This is a genomic window from Bacillus sp. FSL K6-3459, from assembly GCF_038003305.1.
Classification (GTDB): domain Bacteria; phylum Bacillota; class Bacilli; order Bacillales; family Bacillaceae; genus Bacillus; species Bacillus pumilus_O.
Genome location: NZ_JBBOOW010000001.1, coordinates 1,606,937 through 1,629,835, shown reverse-complemented (window position 1 = coordinate 1,629,835; position 22,899 = coordinate 1,606,937). Strand labels below are relative to the sequence as shown.

The 22,899-nt window shown below is 41.7% G+C and carries 21 protein-coding genes; 1 reads left to right on the top strand and 20 read right to left on the bottom strand.

Features of this window, described 5'->3' with window-relative positions:
• Positions 1–81: 81 nt before the first annotated feature.
• From MHI35_RS08085 to MHI35_RS08075, 3 genes are all read right to left on the bottom strand, one after another.
• Entirely contained in the window at positions 82–2,454 is a 2,373-nt protein-coding gene (locus MHI35_RS08085; protein WP_335349640.1) for an FtsK/SpoIIIE family DNA translocase, read from the bottom strand.
• A 110-nt stretch (positions 2,455–2,564) separates the two neighbouring features.
• Entirely contained in the window at positions 2,565–2,801 is a 237-nt protein-coding gene (locus MHI35_RS08080) for a YlzJ-like family protein (protein ID WP_003211099.1), read from the bottom strand.
• Positions 2,798–3,526 (bottom strand): ClpP family protease, encoded by a 729-nt coding sequence (locus tag MHI35_RS08075; RefSeq protein WP_144494430.1) that lies wholly within the window; start codon positions 3,524–3,526, stop codon positions 2,798–2,800. The genes MHI35_RS08080 and MHI35_RS08075 overlap by 4 nt, the downstream gene beginning before the upstream one ends.
• Positions 3,527–3,718: 192 nt before the next feature.
• Between MHI35_RS08075 and MHI35_RS08070 the strand changes: the two genes are divergently transcribed.
• Positions 3,719–4,869, top strand: a protein-coding gene (locus MHI35_RS08070; RefSeq protein ID WP_340991683.1) for an IS3 family transposase whose coding sequence is annotated in 2 segments (ribosomal slippage) — positions 3,719–3,992 and positions 3,992–4,869 — 1,152 coding nt in all. Because the reading frame shifts where the segments join, the coding sequence is not laid out codon by codon here.
• Positions 4,870–4,939: 70 nt separating this feature from the next.
• Here the strand turns inward: MHI35_RS08070 and rnjB are convergent.
• The 17 genes from rnjB to infB all read right to left on the bottom strand — a co-directional run bounded on the left by rnjB (position 4,940) and on the right by infB (position 22,883).
• Positions 4,940–6,607, bottom strand: a complete 1,668-nt coding sequence (rnjB, locus tag MHI35_RS08065; protein WP_012010007.1) for a ribonuclease J2 — start codon at positions 6,605–6,607, stop codon at positions 4,940–4,942.
• A gap of 171 nt (positions 6,608–6,778) precedes the next feature.
• A complete protein-coding gene (gene dapA / locus MHI35_RS08060; protein ID WP_012010006.1) occupies positions 6,779–7,645 on the bottom strand; it encodes a 4-hydroxy-tetrahydrodipicolinate synthase in 867 nt (288 codons plus the stop codon).
• A 30-nt stretch (positions 7,646–7,675) separates the two neighbouring features.
• Positions 7,676–8,890 (bottom strand): aspartate kinase, encoded by a 1,215-nt coding sequence (gene dapG, locus MHI35_RS08055; protein WP_144521467.1) that lies wholly within the window; start codon positions 8,888–8,890, stop codon positions 7,676–7,678.
• Positions 8,891–8,982: 92 nt separating this feature from the next.
• The gene (gene asd / locus MHI35_RS08050; RefSeq protein WP_012010004.1) at positions 8,983–10,002 is read right to left on the bottom strand and encodes an aspartate-semialdehyde dehydrogenase; all 1,020 of its coding nucleotides are present in this window, start codon (positions 10,000–10,002) and stop codon (positions 8,983–8,985) included.
• A gap of 139 nt (positions 10,003–10,141) precedes the next feature.
• Positions 10,142–10,735, bottom strand: coding sequence for a dipicolinate synthase subunit B (dpaB, locus tag MHI35_RS08045; protein WP_012010003.1), 594 nt, complete (start codon positions 10,733–10,735; stop codon positions 10,142–10,144).
• Positions 10,732–11,634: a dipicolinic acid synthetase subunit A gene (gene dpaA / locus MHI35_RS08040; protein WP_119124853.1), complete on the bottom strand. Its 903-nt coding sequence runs from the start codon at positions 11,632–11,634 to the stop codon at positions 10,732–10,734. The genes dpaB and dpaA overlap by 4 nt, the downstream gene beginning before the upstream one ends.
• 123 nt (positions 11,635–11,757) lie before the next feature.
• Positions 11,758–12,030, bottom strand: coding sequence for a YlmC/YmxH family sporulation protein (locus MHI35_RS08035; protein ID WP_012010001.1), 273 nt, complete (start codon positions 12,028–12,030; stop codon positions 11,758–11,760).
• A gap of 70 nt (positions 12,031–12,100) precedes the next feature.
• On the bottom strand, positions 12,101–13,024 hold the full coding sequence (locus MHI35_RS08030) for an aminoglycoside phosphotransferase family protein (protein ID WP_335349792.1): 924 nt from the start codon (positions 13,022–13,024) through the stop codon (positions 12,101–12,103).
• A 73-nt stretch (positions 13,025–13,097) separates the two neighbouring features.
• Positions 13,098–14,327: a M16 family metallopeptidase gene (locus tag MHI35_RS08025; RefSeq protein WP_003212188.1), complete on the bottom strand. Its 1,230-nt coding sequence runs from the start codon at positions 14,325–14,327 to the stop codon at positions 13,098–13,100.
• Between the two features lie 33 nt (positions 14,328–14,360).
• Complete coding sequence (locus MHI35_RS08020) at positions 14,361–15,314, bottom strand: polysaccharide deacetylase family protein (protein ID WP_144521461.1); 954 nt, start codon at positions 15,312–15,314, stop codon at positions 14,361–14,363.
• A gap of 114 nt (positions 15,315–15,428) precedes the next feature.
• The gene (gene pnp, locus MHI35_RS08015; protein ID WP_217016180.1) at positions 15,429–17,546 is read right to left on the bottom strand and encodes a polyribonucleotide nucleotidyltransferase; all 2,118 of its coding nucleotides are present in this window, start codon (positions 17,544–17,546) and stop codon (positions 15,429–15,431) included.
• Positions 17,547–17,727: 181 nt separating this feature from the next.
• Positions 17,728–17,997, bottom strand: coding sequence for a 30S ribosomal protein S15 (rpsO, locus tag MHI35_RS08010; RefSeq protein ID WP_012009997.1), 270 nt, complete (start codon positions 17,995–17,997; stop codon positions 17,728–17,730).
• A gap of 155 nt (positions 17,998–18,152) precedes the next feature.
• A complete protein-coding gene (gene ribF / locus MHI35_RS08005; protein ID WP_144521457.1) occupies positions 18,153–19,103 on the bottom strand; it encodes a bifunctional riboflavin kinase/FAD synthetase in 951 nt (316 codons plus the stop codon).
• An 18-nt stretch (positions 19,104–19,121) separates the two neighbouring features.
• Positions 19,122–20,051, bottom strand: a complete 930-nt coding sequence (gene truB, locus MHI35_RS08000; protein WP_335349791.1) for a tRNA pseudouridine(55) synthase TruB — start codon at positions 20,049–20,051, stop codon at positions 19,122–19,124.
• 68 nt (positions 20,052–20,119) lie between these two features.
• Positions 20,120–20,470, bottom strand: a complete 351-nt coding sequence (gene rbfA, locus MHI35_RS07995; RefSeq protein WP_007499525.1) for a 30S ribosome-binding factor RbfA — start codon at positions 20,468–20,470, stop codon at positions 20,120–20,122.
• 17 nt (positions 20,471–20,487) lie between these two features.
• Positions 20,488–20,766 carry a DUF503 domain-containing protein gene (locus MHI35_RS07990; RefSeq protein ID WP_012009994.1) on the bottom strand — a complete coding sequence of 93 codons (279 nt, stop codon included), beginning with the start codon at positions 20,764–20,766 and terminating at the stop codon, positions 20,488–20,490.
• On the bottom strand, positions 20,763–22,883 hold the full coding sequence (gene infB, locus MHI35_RS07985) for a translation initiation factor IF-2 (RefSeq protein WP_211063826.1): 2,121 nt from the start codon (positions 22,881–22,883) through the stop codon (positions 20,763–20,765). Before infB ends, MHI35_RS07990 begins: the two co-directional genes overlap by 4 nt.
• Positions 22,884–22,899: the final 16 nt, after the last annotated feature.

The following is a 22,899-nucleotide window of genomic DNA, read 5'->3' as shown; positions in this document are numbered from 1 at the left end:
TGCAAATAAATAAATAGTCTGACTTCCAGTTAACATAATCATACTATCGTTTACTTCTTTTTTTAGAAAGCTCTCTTCGATTTATGAAGAGAGCTCGTCATATTGTTCTTTTGAAAGCAGGACTTCTCTCGGTTTACTGCCTTCATAAGGACCGACAACGCCTCGCTCTTCCATTGCATCAATGAGGCGGGCAGCTCGGGTATAGCCGATACGGAATCTCCTTTGAAGCATAGAGACAGAAGCCGTCTGCATGCCGATGATGAGTTCCACTGCTTCATCATATAAATCATCATCCACAGCTGTCAGCTGATCCTGCGTTTCTTCAGTTGGAATCATTTCTTCTTGATATTGTGCTTTTTGCTGAGTAATCACATGGTCAACGACATGCTCCACTTCTTCATCAGATAAAAAGGCGCCCTGCACACGAACCGGTTTGTTTGCCCCGACTGGTAGAAACAGCATATCCCCTCTGCCGAGCAATTTTTCTGCGCCCCCCATATCAAGGATCGTCCTTGAATCGGTTTGTGAGGACACACTAAAGGCGATGCGAGATGGGATGTTTGCTTTAATGACACCTGTAATGACATCAACAGAAGGTCTTTGTGTAGCAATAATTAAATGAATCCCGGCTGCACGAGCCATTTGCGAAAGTCTTGTAATGGAATCTTCCACATCAGAGGAAGCGACCATCATTAAATCTGCAAGCTCGTCTACAATGACGACAATATAAGGCAATTCTGGCTGTTTCGCTTCTTCTGATTGATTCATTCGTTTAATGTAATCATTGTACCCTTCAATATTTCTTGTCCCCGTATGAGAAAATAATTCATAGCGGCGTTCCATTTCACTGACGACTTTTTTCAGTGCCTGTGAGGCTTTCTTAGGGTCCGTTACAACGGGAGCGAGCAGATGCGGGATGCCATTATACACATTTAGTTCCACCATTTTCGGATCAATCATCATCATTTTTACTTCATGAGGTTTCGCTCTCATGAGAATACTTGTGATAATGCCATTGATGCACACACTTTTTCCGCTTCCTGTCGATCCTGCTACAAGTAAATGCGGCATTTTGTTCATTTCAGCGAGTACAGCTTCACCCGAAATATTGCGGCCAAGTCCAATCAGTAGCTTGGCATTTGGACGGTCATTTTGCTTCGATTCTAGTACCTCTTTTAAAGAAACCATCGCAATTTCTGCATTAGGAACCTCAATACCGATGGCTGATTTCCCAGGAATCGGTGCCTCAATCCGAATATCTTTTGCTGCAAGAGCTAGGGCTAAGTCATCACTTAGATTGACGATCTTACTTACCTTCACGCCGACATCTGGATAGACTTCATATTTGGTCACGGCTGGTCCTAAGTGAACCTGTGTAACTTTTGCTTTTACGCCGAAGCTTTGAAACGTTTTTTCAAGTTTTCTTGCATTTTCATATATATTCTTCTTGTCTGTTTGCTGTCCTGAATGCTGCGGCTCTGCCAAAATATCCAGTGACGGCAATTCGTAATCTTTGTTTTCAAGTTCCGTAAACGTCATCGGCGGCGCCTCTTTTGGTTCATCAGCTGAATCTGATGGAGACGGCGTATTTTGTACAGATTCTTGAAGAGGCGAAGTCTCTTTTGCCGCCTGCTCTTTTTGAACGATCGGGTTGAGAATGTCATCTCTGTCAGCAAAGCTTGAGATAATCGGCTGACTATTGTCAGGCACTGGCGCTTCCTCTTCAACTAAGATTTGATCATCTTCATCCTCTTCCTGAATACGAGACCGTTTTTTCTTTTCAGCCGTTTTCTGAGGGGGGGCGCTCTTTTTCGCCTGCCTAATCCCTTTCATATCTTCAACAAACGCTTTCCACTGCTTCACCATAAATTGCGAGATAAGCAGCGTCACTTTTTTCACCATTTCTTGAAGAGATCGATTTGTAATCAGCACAATTCCAATCAGCATCAAAACGATTGCCATGATTTGAGAGCCTGCTTGCGCAAATAAGAAATAAGAAGCAGCAAATAATACGGCACCGATCATGCCGCCTCCTAAATCAGGAGATCCTGTCTCACCTTTCGTGTCCATCAGGAAAAGCTCAAATGTATTTCTGATCACACTTTGAGAGCCTATCGCACCCGCAGATGAAAGGTGCTGAAAGAGCTTCACATGAGACAAAAGCAAGATACTCGCAATGATGCAGTATAGCCCTGCCTTTCTCCTTGTCAACAAATCTGGGATTTGTTTTTTCCAGAAGATGGTCACGCCAAAAAGAAATAATCCGATAAGGCAGAGAATGAACCATTCACCTGCAAAAAATCGGAATAAATATACGAAGGTTTGTCCAACGACGCCTAGCTGTAAAATGGCAATGATCGCTATGGCAATACAGACTAACCCATTTAATTCATATTTCAGTTTTAGCTGTTTATTTTGTTTTTTTCTCGTTTTCCGTTTTCTCTTTTTCGCCATACTCATCACCTTACTACGAAAGAAAATATAACCTACCGAAAGATCAGAAAGAAAGCAGCCTGGTTTTGGCTGCATCTTGTTGTAAGTTTTCCCTTTATTATAGCATAGAATCATTCATATGAGTCGGTTTGATTGGAGCCTAATTGTAACTTCAATCGCTTGCCTGGTGCAAGCTCTTGATTCAGAAAGTCCATTGGATTAGTGCTCATGACTTGAACGATTTCTGCTTCATCCTCTTTCATTTCAACCATAACTGGCACGCCTTGGATGTTTACCTGCTGAAGTTTGCGGTCTCCTTGTTCCTCTGCGTAAATGGCTTCATATGGCATAGGTGTGTATAAAATCATTGGATCAGCCCCTCGTTTTGAGATGTCCTTTCTCCAATCAGCTCGTTTAACTTTTTAATTGCTTGTCCTACACCGCCTACTTCATTCATGAGTCCGTATTCTGCCGCCTCATGACCAACAACATTTGTTCCTATGTCTCTTGTCAAATTGCCTTTTGAAAACATGAGTTCTTTAAACTTCTCTTCTGTAATATTGGAGTGGCTTGTCACAAAGTTAATGACTCTTTCCTGCATTTTATCTAAGTATTCAAAGGTTTGCGGAACACCAATGACAAGTCCAGTTAAACGTACAGGATGAATGGTCATCGTGGCTGTTTCCGCAATATAGGAATAGTCGCATGATACAGCAATTGGGACACCAATGGAGTGGCCGCCGCCAAGTACAATTGATACAGTCGGTTTTGATAAAGACGCAAGCATCTCTGCAATCGCTAGTCCTGCTTCAACATCTCCTCCTACTGTATTTAAGATGATCAAAAGACCTTCAATTTTTGGATTTTGCTCTACTGCTACAATTTGCGGAATGACATGCTCGTATTTGGTTGTTTTATTTTGTGGTGGTAGCTGCATGTGGCCTTCAATTTGTCCAATAATGGTAAGGCAATGGATGTTTGTATCTTGCGGTAGCTGTGGTATGGCTGTTTCACCAAGCTGCTGTATTTTGCTCATTATGCTGTCTTTTTCTTCTGGCTTTCGCTCAGGCTGCTGTTCATTTTTTTCGTCCATTTGTCTCCATCCTTTCCTCAAACTCTCCTCCTATTATGAACAAGAAGACCGTATTCAATCCGCATTGCTCACACCACATCAAAAAAGCCCAAAGAGTGGGACTGACCCCATAAGATGAGACAAATAAAAAACACCTTCAAGTTTGAAAACGGATCGTTGTGATCCGAAATAAAACATGGAGGTGTTTTTTCTATGGGGACAAGAGTGAGTTATCCGGTTGAAGTCAAACAGAAGGCTGTGGAAATGAGGTTGGCAGGCGTACCTATGAAAGAGATCATGCAGGAATTGAATATCAAGAATAAGACGCAGGTTCAGACATGGGTGAGATGGCATAAAGCTGGGGATACACACAGGTTCGAACAACCTGTTGGAAAACAATATACCTATGGAAAGGGTCCCGAGTACTCTTCTGAATTAGAGAGACTACAGGCAGAAAATCGCTATTTGAGTCAACAGAATGAAGTTTTAAAAAAGTACAACGAATTGGAAAGGAAGTTGATAAGGAAACGTCAATCAAACTGGTAGAAGAATTTCGCAAAACGATGACGGTACAGGACATCTGTGTCCATTTAGGCATCTTACGTACTTCGTATTATAGATGGAAAAAAGATTTGACTCAGACTCATTCTGAAAGACAACTAGAGAAACAGGTCGGCACGTTGTGCCGAAAGCACAAATATCGATATGGTTATCGGAAAATCACAGCCATACTAAAAATGAGAATGCGTATTAACCATAAAACTGTTCAACGTATCATGCAGAAAAACCAGTGGCAATGCCGGGTTAAAATGAAAAAGCGTAAGAAGAATGGGCAGCCTTATGCCGTAGCCGGTAATATACTGGATCGGAATTTTCAGTCTGATCGCCCTCTTGAAAAACTAGTAACGGACATCACGTATTTGCCTTATGGACAGAAACAATTGTACCTTTCCAGTATATTGGATTTATATAATGGAGAAGTGATTGCTTTTACGATTGGTGATAAGCAGGACACAGACTTTATCTTAAACACACTTAATCAGCTCCCAGCACTTCCTGAGAATTGCGTGTTACATAGCGATCAAGGTTCTGTGTATACATCTTACGAGTATCAGAAAGCGGTTCATATAAAAGGCATTACCATGAGCATGTCCCGTAAAGGGACGCCCGCTGATAATGCCTCCATCGAATCGTTTCATTCCTCACTAAAGTCTGAAACGTTCTATCTTAACAGGATTGATCGCACTACAACCACCATCGTAGAACGCACTGTCAAAGAATACATTTATTATTATAACAACATTCGTATTCAAACGAAACTAAACAACCAATCACCGATAAACTATCGGCAATTGGCTGTATAAAGGTGTTTTGATTCCTGTCTCAAAAACGGGGGTCAGTCCCAGTTTATGCTCCTTGGGCTTTTTCATCACATCACACTTCCATAATAATTGGAATGATCATTGGCTTACGTTTTGTTTTTTCATATAGGAATTGATTCAGTACGTCGCGCATGGATTGTTTCAATGTTGACCATTCAACAATTGAGTTTTCCGTTTGCTCTTTGACAATCCCTTTGACCATTTCTGTCGCTTTCACAATCAGTTCTTCAGATTCTCTAACATACACAAATCCTCTTGTGATGATTTCAGGTCCAGAAATTAATTGTTTCTTTTGTTTGTCGAGCGTAATGACGACAATTAAGATACCATCTTGAGACAGTAGGCGTCTATCGCGTAACACAATGTTCCCGATATCACCAACGCCAAGACCATCGATCAAAATATTGCCTTGGTGAACTTTTTCACCGATCTTGACGTTCTGTCCTCTAAACTCGACAACATCTCCTTTATCAATCAAGAAAATGTCACTTCGTTTCATTCCCACTTCTTCCGCAATACGAGAATGTGCTTTTTGCATACGGTATTCGCCATTCACCGGAATTAAATACTTCGGCTTTAGTAAGTTCAGCATGAGCTTTAACTCTTCTTGGCAACCGTGTCCAGAAACATGCACACGTTTTTGAGCAAAAATGACTTGTGCGCCGCTTCTTGTAAGGAAATCCACTGTTTTTGAATAGGTGAGTTCTTGTCCAGGAAGAGGTGTAGATGCAATCACAACCGTGTCATCTTTTTCAATATGAAGCTGTTTGTGATTTTGTTTTGCCATTTTGGTTAACGCAGCAAGAGGCTCTCCGTGGCTTCCAGCTGTCAGGATGACCACATCATTTTTCGCCATTTTCTTCACTTCTTGAACTGGTACAAATAATTCTTCGTCTGCTGTGACATAACCAAGTTTGATCGCCAGCTGAAGAGTGGTCATCATATTCTTACCTGCTACAGCAAGCTTACGGCCATTTTGATTTGTTGCATTAATGATCTGTTGCACTCGGTTAATGTTAGATGAAGATACAGCCACAATGACACGATTTTCAGCATTGTACATCGCATTTGAGATTTCGTCTTGGACGAGCGCCTCAGAAGGTGTATAACCTGGTTTTTCAGCATTGGCACTGTCTGAAAGAAGTGCTAACACGCCATTGTTTCCAATTTTCGCAATCTCTCCGATGTCACAGGCTTGGTTAAGCGCTGGGGTTTGATCAAATTTAAAATCACCTGTGCATACGATTGAACCAAGAGAGGTTTTGAAGCTGATCCCAACTGAATCAGGGATGCTGTGATTCGTTCTAAAGAATGATACCTTTGTTGTTTCAAACGTAATGACTGATTTTGCATGAACCTCACGCAAGTCAGCTTTTTGATTGAAGCCATATTGTTTTAATTTTTCTCGAAGTAACGCAAGGGTCAGCTTCGTTCCGTAAACTGGTACAGACAATTTGCTTAAGCAATGGAATACGCCTCCGATTGCTTCATCATGTCCGTGGGTAAGAAAAATTGCTTTCACCCGATCAGCACGTTCTGTTAAATAAGAGATATCAGGAATAACGACGTCAATGCCTAGCATTTCGTTTTCTGGATGCATCAAGCCTGCATCCACCACATATATGTCGGAATCGATTTCAATGACATATAAGTTTTTCCCGATTTCTCCAACGCCTCCCAGTGCAATAATTCTTACGTTCTCTGTATTTTTCTTTTTCAAAATTCTTATCCTCCTAGTCTCAAGCCCGTCCATCATCGCTTAATGCTATTATAACTGAATCTAATTTTAGAAAACAAGATGAAGTCACATTTTAAGAAAGTGTTTATGTATAAAAAACGGTCATACTCAGGGACATCTGAGAATGACCGCTTACGAAATCTTTTGTTTTGATTAGCTGTTTAAGACGCTGCTTAAATCCAGTCTCTCTTCTTCTGACAAAGGTAAGAGCGGAAGACGAACCGATCCGACATCTAGTCCTTTTAGCTGAAGAGCTGTTTTAACAGGCGTTGGATTTGGCGCTGAGAATAGCTGTTTCATGATTGGGAGTAGCTTTTGATGGATCAATGCGGCATTGGCCGTTTGACCAGAAGCATAGCTTTTCAGCATTTGCTGCATATCAAGCCCTACGATATGAGACGCTACAGAGACCACTCCTTTAGCGCCAACAGATACAGCTGGAAGTGTCAAGCTGTCGTCACCTGAATAAACATCGAAATCTTCTGGTGTCTCTGCAATGATTTTTGTCATAGCATCAAGATCACCACTTGCTTCTTTGATTGCGACAATGTTAGGAATTTGCGCAAGCTTAATGGTTGTTTCTGGAGCTAATGACGCAACCGTTCTCCCTGGTACATTGTAAAGCATGACAGGAAGAGATGTAGACTCGGCAATGGCTTTAAAGTGTGCATACATGCCTTCCTGTGATGGCTTGTTGTAGTAAGGTACGACAAGCATCACTGCATCAACGCCCGCTTCTTCTGCTTTTTTCGTTAGTTTGATAGACGCATTTGTATTATTACTTCCTGTTCCTGCAATGATTTTACAACGACCATTTGCTAATTTTACCGATTGCTGAAAAAGAGCGACTTTTTCTTCAGTCGATAAAGTTGGCGATTCGCCTGTTGTCCCTGCAACGACTAGCGAGTCACTGCCGTTTTTTAACAAGTAATCAATGAGAATTGATAGCTTTTGGAAATCAATGTTGCCCTTTTTATCAAAAGGTGTAATCATAGCTGTTGCGATATTTCCGAAATTCATTTTTTTCACCTCATCATGATTCAATCACATTTATCTTGAAAGTTCAAACACTTCGTGCAGGGCATTGACAGCTGCTCTCATGTTTTCTTCGTTCACTAGCACCCAAATGGTCGTATGGCTGTCAGCCGATTGTAAAATCGGAATGTTTTGCTCGGATAAAGCTGATACAATTTTAGAAGTGACACCTGGTACACCCATGATACCTGCGCCAACAGCTGATACTTTCGCACAATTTGTTGTGACAATTGGCGTGTAACCAAGATCTTTTAGGATCGAGGTGGCCTTTTCAGTCATTGCACCTGTCACGGTATAGACAATCTCACTCGGCGTAATGTTGAAGAAATCGACACTGATTTGTGCATTAGCCATCGCTTTAAAGACCTCTGTTTGGACGCTGTACTGCCCTTCTTTTGCTGGGACTTTGATTTGCGTCACATCATTGACATGTGCAATACCCGTAATGAGGCGGTCGTACACATCATGGCTCATTTTATCCGAGTAGTGTGACGTGACGAGTGTGCCCTCTTCATCAGAGTATGTTGAACGGACCCTCATTGGTACTTTTGCTTGCATCGCAATTTCGACAGCTCTCGGGTGAATGACTTTTGCTCCTTGATATGCAAGGTTGCAAATTTCTGTATATGTCACGACTCTGAGCGGCTTTGCATTTTCAACAATGCGGGGATCAGCCGTCATGACGCCTTCTACATCTGTAAAAATATCAATGAAGTCTGCCTGTAATGCAGCACCTAAAGCAGCTGCGGACGTATCACTGCCACCTCGTCCGATTGTGGTCACGTCTCCATTTTTCGCAGCTCCTTGGAACCCAGCAACAACGACAACATCATGTTCAGATAGTGCCGCCTCGAGTCGCTCACACTTCATATCAATAATTTTCGCACTCGTATGTTCCTTATCTGTCACAAAACCCGCCTGAGCGCCTGTCATCGCTACAGCTTTTAGCCCGTTTTCATTCAGCATACTTGAAAACACAACAGCTGAAATATTCTCTCCGCAGGAAACGAGCAAGTCTTTTTCTCGATTTGTCATCTGCTGCCCGCTACCGTAAAGTAGGCCAAGTAGCGTATCTGTCGCATAAGGATCACCTTTTCGTCCCATTGCGGATACGACGACAACCGACTTATAGCCTTTCTCTTTTGCCGATAAGATATGTGCAAGTGCCCTTTTTCTACCTTGATCATCTTTGACAGATGTACCGCCAAATTTTTGGACAATTATTTTCACTGTTTTCACTCCAAGTTCATTCTGACGTAACAGAAGAGAGCAGGCGAAAGATGCCTAACTCTCTTCTGTTCGTCCTCATCATCCATTGAATGTTAAACTAATTTTAATGCTTTTAAGCTTTCTGCAATTTGAACGGAGTTCCATGCAGCGCCTTTTAGCAGGTTATCAGATACAATCCACATATGGAACCCGTTTGGACGGTCCAAATCTTTCCGAATGCGGCCGACAAATACGTCGTTTTTCCCGACAGCATCTGCAGGCATTGGATAAATTTGCTGAGACGGATCATCTTGCAATGTAATGCCTGGAGCATCTTTTAGAATGGACTTGACGTCTTCAACTGTTGCGTCGGTTGATTCTAGTTCGACGTAAACAGATTCTGAATGTCCTGTCTCAATTGGAAGTCTCACACATGTTGCCGCTACTTCCAGCTCTGGCATATGCATGATTTTTTTCGTTTCGTTGATCATTTTCATTTCTTCAAATGTATAGCCGTTGTCTTGGAATTTATCAATTTGCGGAATTGCATTAAAAGCAATTTGATAAGGCATGACTTCCGGCTTCACATCTTCTTTATTTAAAATGGCTTGTGATTGGCTATATAGCTCGTCAATGGCTTCATGTCCTGCACCTGATACGGCTTGGTAAGTGGACACGATGACTTTTTTCATGCCATACGCCTGACGAAGCGGTTCTAATGCCGCTACCATTTGAATCGTTGAACAGTTAGGGTTTGCAATGATTCCTTTATGGTCATGCAAGTCTTTTTCGTTTACCTCTGGTACGACAAGAGGGATGTTTTCGTCCATACGGAAAGCACTTGTGTTGTCTACAACAATCGCACCTCGTTTGACTGCTTCAGGAGCGAGCGCCTTGGAAACATTTCCTCCAGCACTGAATAATGCAATGTTTACTCCTTCAAAGCTTTCAGGTGTTGCTTCCTGTACGGTATACTCTTGACCTCTGAATGTCACTTTTGTTCCAGCAGAACGTTTTGAGGATAGTAGAGTCAGTGTATCCATTTCAAAATCTCTGTCAGCTAGTGTTTTTAACATTTGTTGACCGACAGCTCCAGTCGCTCCAACTACAGCTACATGCAATCCTCTTCCCATCAGTAAAACTCCTTCCGACCCATCCATGATTCTTTTCTTTCGGATGGCCATCCTATGACTTTTTACATTTTATTTTACCATAGAAAAGCAAGGCTTGAAGCATCTTTTTTGAATCTTTCATGATTTTCTAGTGAATCTATTACTCGCTTGGTCCGATTAAAATTGGTTGAATTTGTCTATGCTCTAATGCCTCTTCTACTGTTTGAGAAAGCAAATCCATGTTTGCGACCATGGAGGTTGGCTTTTTAAATGGATCATCTTGACCAAATGGAATAAAGAAAATATTTTTTGTCGACATCAGCCTCATCAGATTTGTACCATTTAAGCCTAGCGCATCATTTGTTGAAATGCCTAAAACGACAGGACGATGATTTCGAATGGTTGCTTTTGCAGCCATTAAAACAGGACTATCTGTCATGGCATTTGCGAATTTCGCCATTGAATTCCCTGTTAATGGAGCAATGACCATACAATCAAGTGGTAGCTTAGGTCCAAGTGGCTCTGCTTTCACGATGGAGTCAATCGCTTTAAATCCAGTCAACTTCTCGATACGCTCAATCCAGTCCGCCCCATCTCCGAATCTTGTATTCGTGTTCTGGACCGTATATGACACCACTGGACGCACTTCCGCTCCTTCTTTTACAAGTGCTTCGATTTGCGGATAAACCGCTTCGTACGTACAGTGGGAACCAGTTAAGCCAAAGCCGATTCTTTTCCCTTTTAATGTTGTCATGATTCCATCCCCCTTTTTTCCTCTGCAAGTTCACATAAGAGCCCAGAAAGCACTTTTGCAATGATTTGCCCTGCTGTCTTTGGTGCAACAATTCCGGGGAGTCCAGGTGCAAGAAGCGCCTTCACTCCGTGTTTTTGTGCAAAGTCAAAGTCTGTTCCTCCTGGGCGGGAGGCGATATCCAAAATGAGTGTCTTTGGTGTCATGCTGACGATGACAGATGAATCTAATACAAGGCTTGGAATGGTATTGATGACGATATCTACATCCGTTACTTCTTCTTTTAACTGGTCCATTGAAAATGGATCGAGTCCCATTTCAAAGGCCCGTGCTAAATGCGCTGTATCTGCCGCCCCTACTTTTACATCCGCACCGAGTGCCCGAAATGTGCGGGCAATGGTGAGTCCTGTTCTTCCGAGTCCGAGAACAGCAACTCGTGATCCATGAATCGTATAATCCGTTTGCTGAATGGCCATCATGATAATCCCTTCAACTGTTGGAATAGAGTTATATATGGCAATATCATCTCGCTCAAACAGCTTCACAAGTTTTCGATTCACCTGCTTTGCCAGATTGTCTAAGTACGTATTAGAAATACCTGAGTACAAGGTACAATGGGCAGGGGTTCTTTCTAAATATGTTGCTTCTAGTAACACCTGCTCATTTGAGAAAACTGTCGCGACAACACCTTCATCCGTTGCCCCTGATACTGGCAGGATCATACTGTCTACCTGTTCGAATGGAAGTTCTGACATTTTTAGCTTTTCAGCCCCAATAAATCCGTGATCCAGCTGATCAAATCCAACCAAAAACACTTTGGCATGCTGCTGTGACAGCTTGCGAATAATTTCAAGCTGCCTTGCATCTCCCCCGATCACCGCAACCGTTAAACCGCTCAACATACTGACCGTTCACCTTCTTTATTTAAAAAAGTCTGTAATATTTTCTGAATCTCCCTTTCAGCATATGAGGAGAGGATTCAGGCTGTGAACGAATCGGAGAGAGAAAACAAAAAGAGCACCCATTTATGATGGATGCTCTTTTTCCCCGGGCGGCTGAAGTGCTTCAGGCACATCGAGAATGATCATATCTGATCCTATTTTTTGAATGTGATTCCACGGGACGCGAATGTCATTTCCTTGCTTTCGAAAACCAAACCACTTCACCGAAGGTATAATGAGTGCCGTGATTTGACCGTCCTGTTCATTGATTTCAAGGTCGGTTTGTCCAAGCACGCCAAGCCGCTCCGCTCTTTTGATATCAACGATCTCTTTTCCTGACAGCTCACTTAGCCTCAAAATCGCATCACTTCCCTTCCGTATCATATATGCAGCCATAAGATGAAATAGACCGTCCCGCTTTTTCAAGTTATGAATGATGCCAATTTGAATACCAAGCGGGTTTCAGTTGATGAAAGTAATCATGGGCTCCCAGCATTCTTTCCACTCGGTTCACCATATCTTTTACATGTTCAGTGTCATAAAAAAGCGTCCAGACAATGGAAGAAAAGCAGCTCATTGCTGTATAGATAGAAAAAAGTAGCCAAAAATCGTCTGTGGCATGCGTATTTACATAGTGATCCAGTTGCCCTGCTGAAAATGGAATACTATTTTCTCGGCTAAATAAGGACAATTTATAAAAGTCATGAACGGGGTCACCCCAGTCAGATTGATCAAAATCAATGACACCTGCATACTCACCTTCTTGTATGATGATATTCCCCAAATGAAAATCATCATGCTGGAATTGATTAGGTCTTGCCTTTACCGCATCAGCATGTGATTTGATAAAATCTAATACGAATTGATCCTGGGCAAAGGTCACTCCACTTGATTGATAGGCATGTACATACCGTTCATGTTTTGCTATGACCCTCTCATACCATGACGTAACATGAGAAGGAGCGGGACTTCTATGCATGAAACTCAGTTCTTTGCCTGCCCGTCTCCCGATTTCATACTGCTCTTCATTTGTAAGGAGATGAATGGCTCCTCTTGCGTTCTCTCCTTCAATATAAGAGAAAATACGATAGGTACAGTTGAGTTCAGTATCTAATCCAATCTCCTTCACTTCACAACATAGAAGCCCTCGATCTTTAAACTTTTGCTGAATTGATGCTTTTCTTTTAAAATTTAAATACGTTTTGAGGTTTGATAGCTTGAGCACTAGCTTTTCACTTGAGGATGTTGTGACGAGATAAGTACGGTTGCCAGAAAAGCCAGATGTCATCAGCTGAAAGGAGATGGCTTGTGTCAGAAGCGGAGAGAGACGTTTCAGTTTTTCATGTTCCATGTAAGCAGTACTCCTTTCCACTTGATATACAATAAACGGCAGACCTCTTAAGAAGCCTGCCGTGTTGTTTACATTATGATGGCTGATCACCCGTAGGACTAATAAGCGAGAGCGCATAATCCTCTGTAAAGATTCGTTTTGATAAGTTATTCACACCGTCTAATGTGACTTTGTTTATTTCGTCAATAATTTCATCAAGCGTACGATGTTTGCCAAGGAGCAGTTCATTTTTACCGTTTCGGCTCATCTTGCTGTTTGTGCTTTCAAGACTGAGCATTAGGTTCCCTTTCATTTGCTCCTTAGAGTTTTCAAGCTCTTTTTGTGTGATTCCCTCACGTTTTAAAACGTCTAGCGTTTGTAAGATGGTTTCAGAGAGCAAGTTTAACTGCTTCGCTCCAGTCCCGCCATAAATCGTCAGCATGCCGTTATCTGCAAATGAACTGTGATAGCTGAAAACAGAATATGCGAGGCCTTTGTCTTCTCTTACATCCTGGAACAAGCGGCTGCTCATGCTTCCGCCAAGAACATTATTTAAGACGATTAAGTCATAGATGCCTTTATCTCCAGCTGGAAGGCCATTAAAGCCCATGCATAAATGCGCTTGCTCTGTTTCCTTTTTGCGTGTGAGTTTGTCATAGTGAAATTGCGGCGCTTCTACAGGTTGTTTTTTTCCTTTCGTTTCATACGAACCGAACAACTTTTCAACTTCACTAATGAATGTGTCATCCACATTCCCTGCAACAGAGATGACGACGCGGTCCGGCGTATAGAATTCATCCATATAAGCTCTAAGAGAGTCACCGTTAAAGGTAGAAAGTGTTTCTTCTGTTCCTAAAATTGGGAACCCTAAAGAATGATCACCATAAATCGCTTTGCTCAACAGATCATGAACGATATCATCAGGCGTATCTTCATACATTTTGATTTCTTCATATACTACATTTTTTTCTTTTTTCAGCTCTTCTTCATCAAAAGCGGAATGGAAAAACATATCGCTCAATACATCGAGGGCGTAGCCGGCATGTGAATCAAGCACCTTTGCATAGTAGCAAGTGTATTCTTTTGACGTAAAGGCATTTACTTGACCACCGATGCGGTCAAAAGATTCTGCAATATCACGTGCAGATCTCGTCTTTGTTCCTTTAAAGAACATATGCTCTAGAAAGTGTGAGATCCCATTAATTTCTGGTGTCTCATGTCTAGAACCCGTTCCAATCCAGACGCCAATTGCGACAGATCTTACAGTGGGATTGTTTTCAAGTACAATTCTTACTCCGTTTTGGCATGTATACGTTTTGACCAAGTTTTGCTCCTCCTATTCAACAAACAGATCGGATCACGGATGTCTTTTTTCACTTAGGAGGTCAGAAACCGTTCCTAATTCATATCCTCTTTCCTTGATTTGAGTGATAAGTGCGTCAAGACTTTTCGCCGTCGAATCTGTTGGATGCATTAATATCATCGCCCCATTGTGAATTTTCCCTAGTACCCGTTTTTGTAAGATGTTTGGTGACGGTTTTTGCCAGTCGATGGTGTCTACCGTCCACATAATGGTTTCCATTCCTTCTTCTGCGGCCAGCTTCACTGTTTCTTCTTTAAAGCTACCGCTTGGAGGGGCGAACCACTTCGGTTTTTTTCCAAGGGATTCTTCAATTTGACGATTCGTTTTGGTAATCTGCTCTAATGCTCGTTCTCTTGTCAGTGTGCGCATATCTGGGTGATTGTATGAATGGTTTCCAATTTCATGACCATCTGCCACGATTTTTTTAGCAAGTTCCGTGCTTTTTTTCACCCATTTGCCTTCTAAGAAAAAGGTCGCCTTGACTTGATGCTTTTCCAGTGTCTTTAACATCTTGATTAAATGCTCGTCTCCCCAAGCCACGTTGATGAGAAAAGCATTCATTTTTTTGTCTGGATGTCCTTTGTAAATAGGCTCAGCACCAAGTTCATGTAAATGAATAGACGGTTTTGTTTCATTGAAAACAAGCAGCTTTTCATCAAATGACCCTTGCTTTTTCATTTTTTCATAAGAGGCATCGATATTGACCGTCTGTCCATTTAGACCAGGCATCTTTTTCCACACTTTATCAATCTTAGCATTTTGCGCCTTCACTTCATAGTCAGAAGACTTCGATTCAATCTCTTGATATAAAATATCTTTTGAAACAGATGCAACCTCAGCATGCTCTTTCAATGATTCAATATATGTAACAGCAACCGGCTGCTTCATCGTTTGATATGACACGAGCAGTAAAAATACAAACACAATGAATGGTAACGTTTTTTTCAATGGTTGTCCCTCCCCTTTACCACAAATTATGATGGGGAGAAACAAGCTAGAACTATAGTTAGCGCAAGAAAAGAAAGAAGCCTGGTACGGATACCTGGCTTCTCATATATTTCATTAAGACTGTTTTTCTTCTTTTTCCTTTTCTTCACGTAAAACAGCTTTGCGAGAAAGGTTCACACGGCCTTGTTTATCGATTTCAGTGACTTTGACAAGTAATTCATCGCCAATTTTCACAACATCTTCTACTTTGCCTACACGATCAAGCGCAAGTTCAGAAATATGAACAAGTCCATCTTTGCCGCTGAAGATTTCAAGGAAAGCTCCGAATTTTTCAATGCGTTTTACTTTACCTAAGTAAAGTTGTCCTACTTCAACTTCTCTCACAAGATCTTCAATGATTTTCTTCGCTTTTTGGTTCATGTCTTCTTCTGTAGAAGAGATAAAGATTGTACCATCTTGTTCAATATCAATTTTCACACCGGTATCTTCGATGATTTTATTGATTTGTTTACCGCTTGGTCCGATGACATCGCGAATTTTATCAGGATTGATTTTCATCGTTAAGATTTTTGGTGCATAACGAGACAATTCTCCTCTAGAAGTAGGAATCGTTGATAGCATGCTATCTAAAATTTCCATTCTTCCTTTTTTCGCTTGTTGGAGAGCTTCTTCCAAGATGTCTTTTGATAGACCATCGATTTTGATATCCATTTGAAGTGCAGTTACACCTTTTGATGTACCTGCCACTTTAAAGTCCATATCGCCAAGTGCATCTTCCATTCCTTGAATGTCTGTCAGCACTGTGTAGTATTCACCAGATTTCACAAGTCCCATTGCAATCCCTGCAACTGGTGCTTTAATTGGAACACCCGCATCCATCATCGCAAGTGTGCTTGCGCAAATACTTGCTTGTGAAGTAGATCCGTTTGATTCTAGTACCTCAGACACAAGGCGAACCGTATAAGGGAAATCTTTTTCAGATGGAATCACTGGTTCTAATGCTCGTTCACCTAGCGCTCCATGTCCGATTTCACGTCGGCCTGGGCCACGCATTGGACCTGTCTCACCAACACTGAATTGCGGGAAGTTGTAATGGTGCATGAAGCGTTTTGATTCTTCAACGCCTAAACCGTCAAGAATTTGCACATCGCCAAGTGCACCTAATGTACAAATACTAAGCGCCTGTGTTTGTCCTCTTGTAAATAGACCTGAACCGTGCGTTCTTGGCAGAAGTCCTACTTCTGAAGAAAGTGGACGGATTTGATCTACACCGCGTCCATCTGGACGTACTTTCTCTTCAGTGATCAGACGACGAACTTCATTTTTGACAAGCTTGTTTAATACATCTTTCGCTTGTTTAATCGTCGCTTCGTCGCGTTCTTCTTCTTCAAATTTCTCAACCACAGCTTTTTTCACAGCACTGATTGCATCTTCACGTGCATGCTTCTCATGTACTTGAATCGCTTTCAGCAGGTCTGTTTCAGCAAGTGCCTTGACTTCATCTGCTAACGTTTGATCTACTTCATATAAAGGAATATCGATCTTTGCTTTACCGACTGCTTTGACAATTTCCTCTTGGAATTCGATTAAACGTTTGATCTCTTGGTGACCATACATGATCGCTTCAAGCATTGTTTCTTCTGGTACTTCATCAGCACCAGCTTCGACCATGTTGATCGCATCTTTTGTTCCAGCGACTACAAGGTTGATGTCACTTTGTTCAAGCTGTTCTACATTTGGATTGATGATAAACTTTCCATCAACTCGTCCTACTGTAACGCCGGCGATTGGTCCCTCAAATGGAATGTCAGACACACATAATGCTAATGATGAGCCAAACATTGCTGCCATTTCAGATGAACAATCTTGATCCACACTCATAACGATACTAATCACTTGTACTTCGTTTCTAAATCCATCTGCAAACAATGGACGGATTGGTCTGTCAATTAAGCGGCTCGCAAGGATCGCTTTTTCACTTGGACGACCTTCTCTTTTAATGAAGCCACCAGGAATTTTACCTACTGCATATAATCTTTCTTCGTAGTTCACAGTGAGCGGGAAGAAATCAAGTGGTTTTGGTTCTTTAGAAGCTGTTGCTGAGCTAAGCACAGCTGTATCTCCGTAGCGTACGAGGACCGCTCCGTTTGCTTGCTTTGCAAGCTGGCCAGTTTCAACTGTCAGTTGACGTCCAGCCCAGTCTATGGTGAAGACATGTTTCTCTTGTCCCATTCTGAGAAAAACTCCTCTCTTATCTTGAAATTTTAGTTAATTCTTATTATGAACAAAATGATTTTCACATATCAATGTGAAAGGTGTATGTAGAAGGGTTTTTGCCATTCTTTCAACATTTTAACCATAAAATATTAGTGATTATACGATAAAAAAGCGGGAATCCTCCCGCTTTTTACGATTATCGACGTAAGCCTAGTTTGTTAATTAACTCACGGTAACGAGTTACGTCTTTATTACGTAGATACGTAAGAAGATTACGACGTCTACCTACCATTTTCAAAAGACCGCGACGTGAGTGGTGATCTTTCTTATGAGTACGTAAATGCTCGTTCAAGTTGTTAATTGATTCTGTTAGGACAGCGATCTGAACTTCTGGAGATCCAGTATCAGATTCGTGTGTTTTGAACTCACTAATTAATTGAGTTTTACGCTCTTGAGTAATAGCCATCCTGTTTCACCTCCAAATCATGTTAGCCCCATCTACCTCGCAACCGTCGGTGAAGTCGGCCTGCCAAGTAAGTGGTTTTAAAGCTACAGGAATAATCATACTAAAAATATGCTGAATTTGCAAATGGTAGAGCTGTTTTTCTATGAATTTTTTGTTTACTTTCGCTGATGTTGAAAAAACTGAATCGCTTCTTCTTTATCTAGACTGATTTGAGCCGTTAACTCCTGGATTCCGTTAAATTTCTGCTCACTGCGAATGCGCTTGAACCACTGTAATTTAATCGGTTCCCCATATATTTCTTCGCTAAAATCAAAAAGGTTTACTTCAATGGCAGGTTGATCAGGACGTTTTTCATAAAAAGTTGGTTTATAGCCAACATTACAAACACCGTCATACACGTGGCCTTTCACTTCTGCTCTTACGGCATAAACCCCTGTTGGCGGAATGATATACTCAGCAGATAAACCAACATTGGCAGTCGGAAAGCCGATCGTCCGTCCTCGTTTATCACCATGAATGACAATACCGCGCAGCTGATAAGGTTTTCCTAAAAGCTCACTCACATATTCAACATCCCCATTTTTCAATGCAGATCGTATGAGTGTTGAGCTGACTTTTCGGTCTTGATTGGACAACTTAGGAACGATGGTGGCCGTCATACGTCCTTTTCCGTACTCATCGAAGGTTTCCATTGTGCCTGCACCAAAACGGCCGAACGTAAAATCAAAACCAGCTACTGCGTGCTTCACATTCAGCTCATCCAAATATTGATCGACAAACTCTTGAGGGGATAGCGCTGCAAAGCTTTCGCTGAACTGCACAATGTATAAGTAGTCAGCGCCCAGCTGTTCGATGAAATCAATTTTATCCTCAAGCGGCGTAATTAAGTCCTTGGGTTCACGTGCTTTTTGCAAAACATGTGATGGGTGCGGGTGAAAGGTCATGACCGCTAAAGCCAAACCTTCTTTTCTGGCAATGCTTTTTGCTGCGTCAATCACTTTTTGATGTCCGAGGTGAACACCGTCAAAATACCCTAAAGCCATAACAGACGGGTCTTGATCCTTTTGATTCAATGTATGTGGGTGTGAAATATGTATAGTCTTCACGAGATGGTCACCTTTTCTTTAAGATTGCTTGTCCTGAGATAAGATCTTCGCCGGCTTCATCAAATTCTGTTTGGTCGGGTGCTTCATATATATCGCCATACACCGGCCTGAAGGAGCAAAGACAGCGACACGATCTTCCTCTGCGAAATGAGCGAATTCATCAGGCATTGGCAGGACTGCACCGTTTTCCACTTTACTTGCTAATGTATCATTTATCTCCCATTTCGGCAAATGATTGAGCGCACGCTCGATCGGGACAAGGTGCTCATCTACCATGCCTTCTTCGCTTATATCTCGCAGCTCATCAAGGGTGATGCACTCATCTAGTGTAAAATCACCTGAACCAGTGCGAATGAGGTGTGACATATGGGCTGGAAATCCTAGTTTCTTTCCAATGTCAACCGCTAAGGTTCTGACATACGTTCCTTTTGAACATAAAACGGTAAATCTAAATGATACTTTTCCATTTTCAAATAAAGCAGATGTTGTCCGCTCGATACGGTGAATCGTAATTTCACGGCTCGGTCGCTCAATTTCAATGCCTTCTCTTGCATATTCATAGAGTTTTTTTCCGCCAATTTTTACTGCCGAAAACATAGGTGGAATTTGTTCAATGGTTCCTTGAAACTGTTTCAACGCAGCATCAATGTCTTCTTCTGAGATGGGGTTTTGCACCTTTTTTTCTTCTACGATCTCACCTGTTTGGTCTTCTGTTGTTGTAGAAAAACCAATCGTGATTTCTGCATCATACGTTTTCGATTTATCTGTTAAGTATTCGACAATCTTCGTTGCTCTTCCGATACAAATAGGCAGAACACCTGAAACTTCTGGGTCGAGGGTGCCTGTATGTCCCACTTTTTTTGTATGCAAGATCTTTCTTACTTTAAACACACAGTCGTGAGAGGTCATCCCTCTTTCTTTATGTAATAAAAGAACACCATTTATCATCTGCGCGCTCTCCTTTCGTAAACGATGAAAAAGGACAGACGATCATCGTCTATCCTTATTTCAACGTCTTATTCGTGATCTTTTGTGTTTAGTTCAGCAATTAGGCTTTCAATTCGGTTTCCGTAATCCACGGATTCATCAAATTCAAAGTGCAGTTCTGGTGTTTTGCGAAGTCTAATTCGATTGCCAATTTCAGAACGGATATACCCTTTAGCCTTTGCAAGACCTTTTAAGGTTTCCTCTCTTTTCTTCTCGTCACCGAGAACAGAAATGTACACTTTCGCAATTTGCAAATCACCGGACACTTCGACATCGGTTACAGTCAAAAAGCCGATTCTTGGATCTTTTAGCTTTCTGCCTAGGATGTCGCCTAATTCTTTTTTCATCTGCTCACCCACGCGGGTTGCTCTCATACTCATGATCATATCACCTCTAATTAAAACCACTCAGTTTTCGTGATCGTTCGTTCAATTTCAGGAAAAGAATCAATAAAGCTTAAAACACGTTGCAATTCCTTTTCCACTTGAACCCGAGATGAGGAAATCACGGCGATTCCAATTGATGTACGCTGCCATGTGTCCTGGTAATCCATTTCAGCCATGGTTACATTAAATTTATGGCGCGTTCTTGTCAATATACGCTGAAGAACCGCACGTTTTTCCTTCAGTGAGGAGGCATCATAAATGATGCACTCACATTCGGTATAACCGATCATTTTCTTTCGATTTCTTGCATAACGAATGATTCCATGACATCACCTTCACGGATATCATTGTACTTCTTAATGGTAATACCACATTCATAGCCTTGTGAAACTTCTTTCACGTCATCTTTGAATCGTTTCAATACGTCGACTTCGCCTTCAAAAATAACGACGCCGTCACGGATTAAGCGGATACCACTATCTCTTGTGATGGTTCCTTCAGTGACATAACCACCAGCAATTGTACCGATTTTAGATACTTTGAACGTTTGACGAACTTCAACTTGACCGATGACTTTTTCTTCATATTCAGGATCAAGCATTCCTTTCATCGCTGCTTCAATTTCATCAATGACTTTATAAATAATGCGGTGTAAGCGGATATCTACGTTTTCTGTTTCAGCTGTGCTCTTCGCATTTCCATCAGGACGTACGTTAAATCCGATCACGATCGCATTAGAAGCACTTGCTAAAATAATATCAGATTCTGTAATCGCTCCAACACCCGTATGGATGATTTTCACTTTTACGCCTTCTACTTCAATTTTTTGAAGAGCGGCCGTCAGTGCTTCAGCAGAACCTTGTACGTCTGCTTTCACGATCAAGTTGATATCTTTCACTTCACCTTGTTTGATTTGCTCAAATAGGTCATCTAGAGATAATTTTGCTTTGTCTGAACGCTGTTCATCAAGCTGTTTCGAAGCACGCGCCTCACCTACTTGACGAGCTGTTTTTTCATCTTTGAATACGAGGAACTGATCCCCTGCATTCGGTACATCGTTTAGACCAGTGATTTCAACAGGTGTAGATGGTCCTGCTGTTTTCACGCGGCGTCCGATGTCATTGACCATTGCACGTACACGGCCAAATGTATTTCCGACAACGATTGGGTCACCTACTTGAAGTGTACCAGTTTGAACAAGAAGGGTTGCAACAGATCCTCTTCCTTTATCAAGCTCAGCTTCGATAACAGTTCCTTTTGCCGCACGATTTGGGTTGGCTTTCAGTTCTCCTACTTCGCTGACAAGAAGGATCATTTCGATCAATTCGTCAATGCCTTCACCTGTTTTTGCAGATAGAGGAACGAAGATCGTTTCGCCGCCCCAAGCTTCTGGTACTAGACCATGCTCAGTTAATTCCTGCATCACACGATCAGGGTTCGCTGTTGGTTTGTCAATTTTGTTGACAGCGACAATGATCGGCACTTCTGCTGCTTTCGCATGGTTAATGGCTTCAACCGTTTGCGGCATAACGCCATCATCTGCTGCAACGACTAGAATGGTCGTATCCGTTACCTCAGCACCACGTGCACGCATCGTTGTAAATGCTGCGTGTCCAGGTGTATCAAGGAACGTGATTTTCTTGCCGTTATCTTCAATTTGGTATGCACCGATATGCTGCGTGATTCCACCAGCTTCGCCTTCGACGACTTTCGTCTTACGAATGCTGTCAAGAAGCGTTGTTTTCCCGTGGTCAACGTGTCCCATGATCGTCACAACTGGAGGGCGTACTTGCATATCTTCTTCTTTATCTTCAACTTCATACTTTTCAAGTTCAGTTTCTTCTAAAATAATGACTTCCTCTACTGGAACGCCATATTCAGAAGCGATTAATTCAACTGTATCTTTATCCAGCTCTTGGTTAATGGTTGCCATCACACCAAGCATCATCAGCTTTTTGATAATTTCAGCTGTTTCTTTTCCAAGCTCTTCAGCCAGCTGGCCGACTGTCATTGAATTAGTAAATTCAATTTTTTCAGGAAGCTCTTTTTTAGGTTTTACAGGTCTAGCTTGTTGATGCTGCGATTTGTTATTTCCACCGCGTTTATTTTTGTTTTTGTTTTGGTTGTTGTTTTTTTTGTTTTTATTAAATTGATTATTCTGCACGTCATTCTTCTTTCTATCATTGATTTTGTTAGATGATTGTTTTTTTTGTTCTGCGGGTTTCTCGTTAGCTGTCTCTTTTGCTTTGGCTTTTTTATAGATCGCGTCTAGCTTTTTCACAGTGTCGTCTTCAAGCGTCGCCATGTGGTTGTTCACTTCCACGTTCATATCCTTAAGCGCTGCTATAATATCTTTACTTGAAACATCTATGGCTTTTGCGTATTCATATACTCTCACTTTAGCCATTCGTTCACCCCCAAAT

Bases quoted from the DNA above. Each gene is read 5' to 3' on its own strand.
- MHI35_RS08085 (WP_335349640.1), bottom strand. From the start codon at position 2,454: ATGGCGAAAAAGAGAAAACGGAAAACGAGAAAAAAACAAAATAAACAG.
- MHI35_RS08080 (WP_003211099.1), bottom strand. From the start codon at position 2,801: ATGATTTTATACACACCTATGCCATATGAAGCCATTTACGCAGAGGAA.
- MHI35_RS08075 (WP_144494430.1), bottom strand. From the start codon at position 3,526: ATGGACGAAAAAAATGAACAGCAGCCTGAGCGAAAGCCAGAAGAAAAA.
- dapA (WP_012010006.1), bottom strand. From the start codon at position 7,645: ATGAATTTCGGAAATATCGCAACAGCTATGATTACACCTTTTGATAAA.
- asd (WP_012010004.1), bottom strand. From the start codon at position 10,002: ATGGGAAGAGGATTGCATGTAGCTGTAGTTGGAGCGACTGGAGCTGTC.
- dpaB (WP_012010003.1), bottom strand. From the start codon at position 10,735: ATGACAACATTAAAAGGGAAAAGAATCGGCTTTGGCTTAACTGGTTCC.
- dpaA (WP_119124853.1), bottom strand. From the start codon at position 11,634: ATGTTGAGCGGTTTAACGGTTGCGGTGATCGGGGGAGATGCAAGGCAG.
- MHI35_RS08030 (WP_335349792.1), bottom strand. From the start codon at position 13,024: ATGGAACATGAAAAACTGAAACGTCTCTCTCCGCTTCTGACACAAGCC.
- pnp (WP_217016180.1), bottom strand. From the start codon at position 17,546: ATGGGACAAGAGAAACATGTCTTCACCATAGACTGGGCTGGACGTCAA.
- rpsO (WP_012009997.1), bottom strand. From the start codon at position 17,997: ATGGCTATTACTCAAGAGCGTAAAACTCAATTAATTAGTGAGTTCAAA.
- truB (WP_335349791.1), bottom strand. From the start codon at position 20,051: ATGATAAATGGTGTTCTTTTATTACATAAAGAAAGAGGGATGACCTCT.
- rbfA (WP_007499525.1), bottom strand. From the start codon at position 20,470: ATGAGTATGAGAGCAACCCGCGTGGGTGAGCAGATGAAAAAAGAATTA.
- MHI35_RS07990 (WP_012009994.1), bottom strand. From the start codon at position 20,766: ATGATCGGTTATACCGAATGTGAGTGCATCATTTATGATGCCTCCTCA.
- infB (WP_211063826.1), bottom strand. From the start codon at position 22,883: ATGGCTAAAGTGAGAGTATATGAATACGCAAAAGCCATAGATGTTTCA.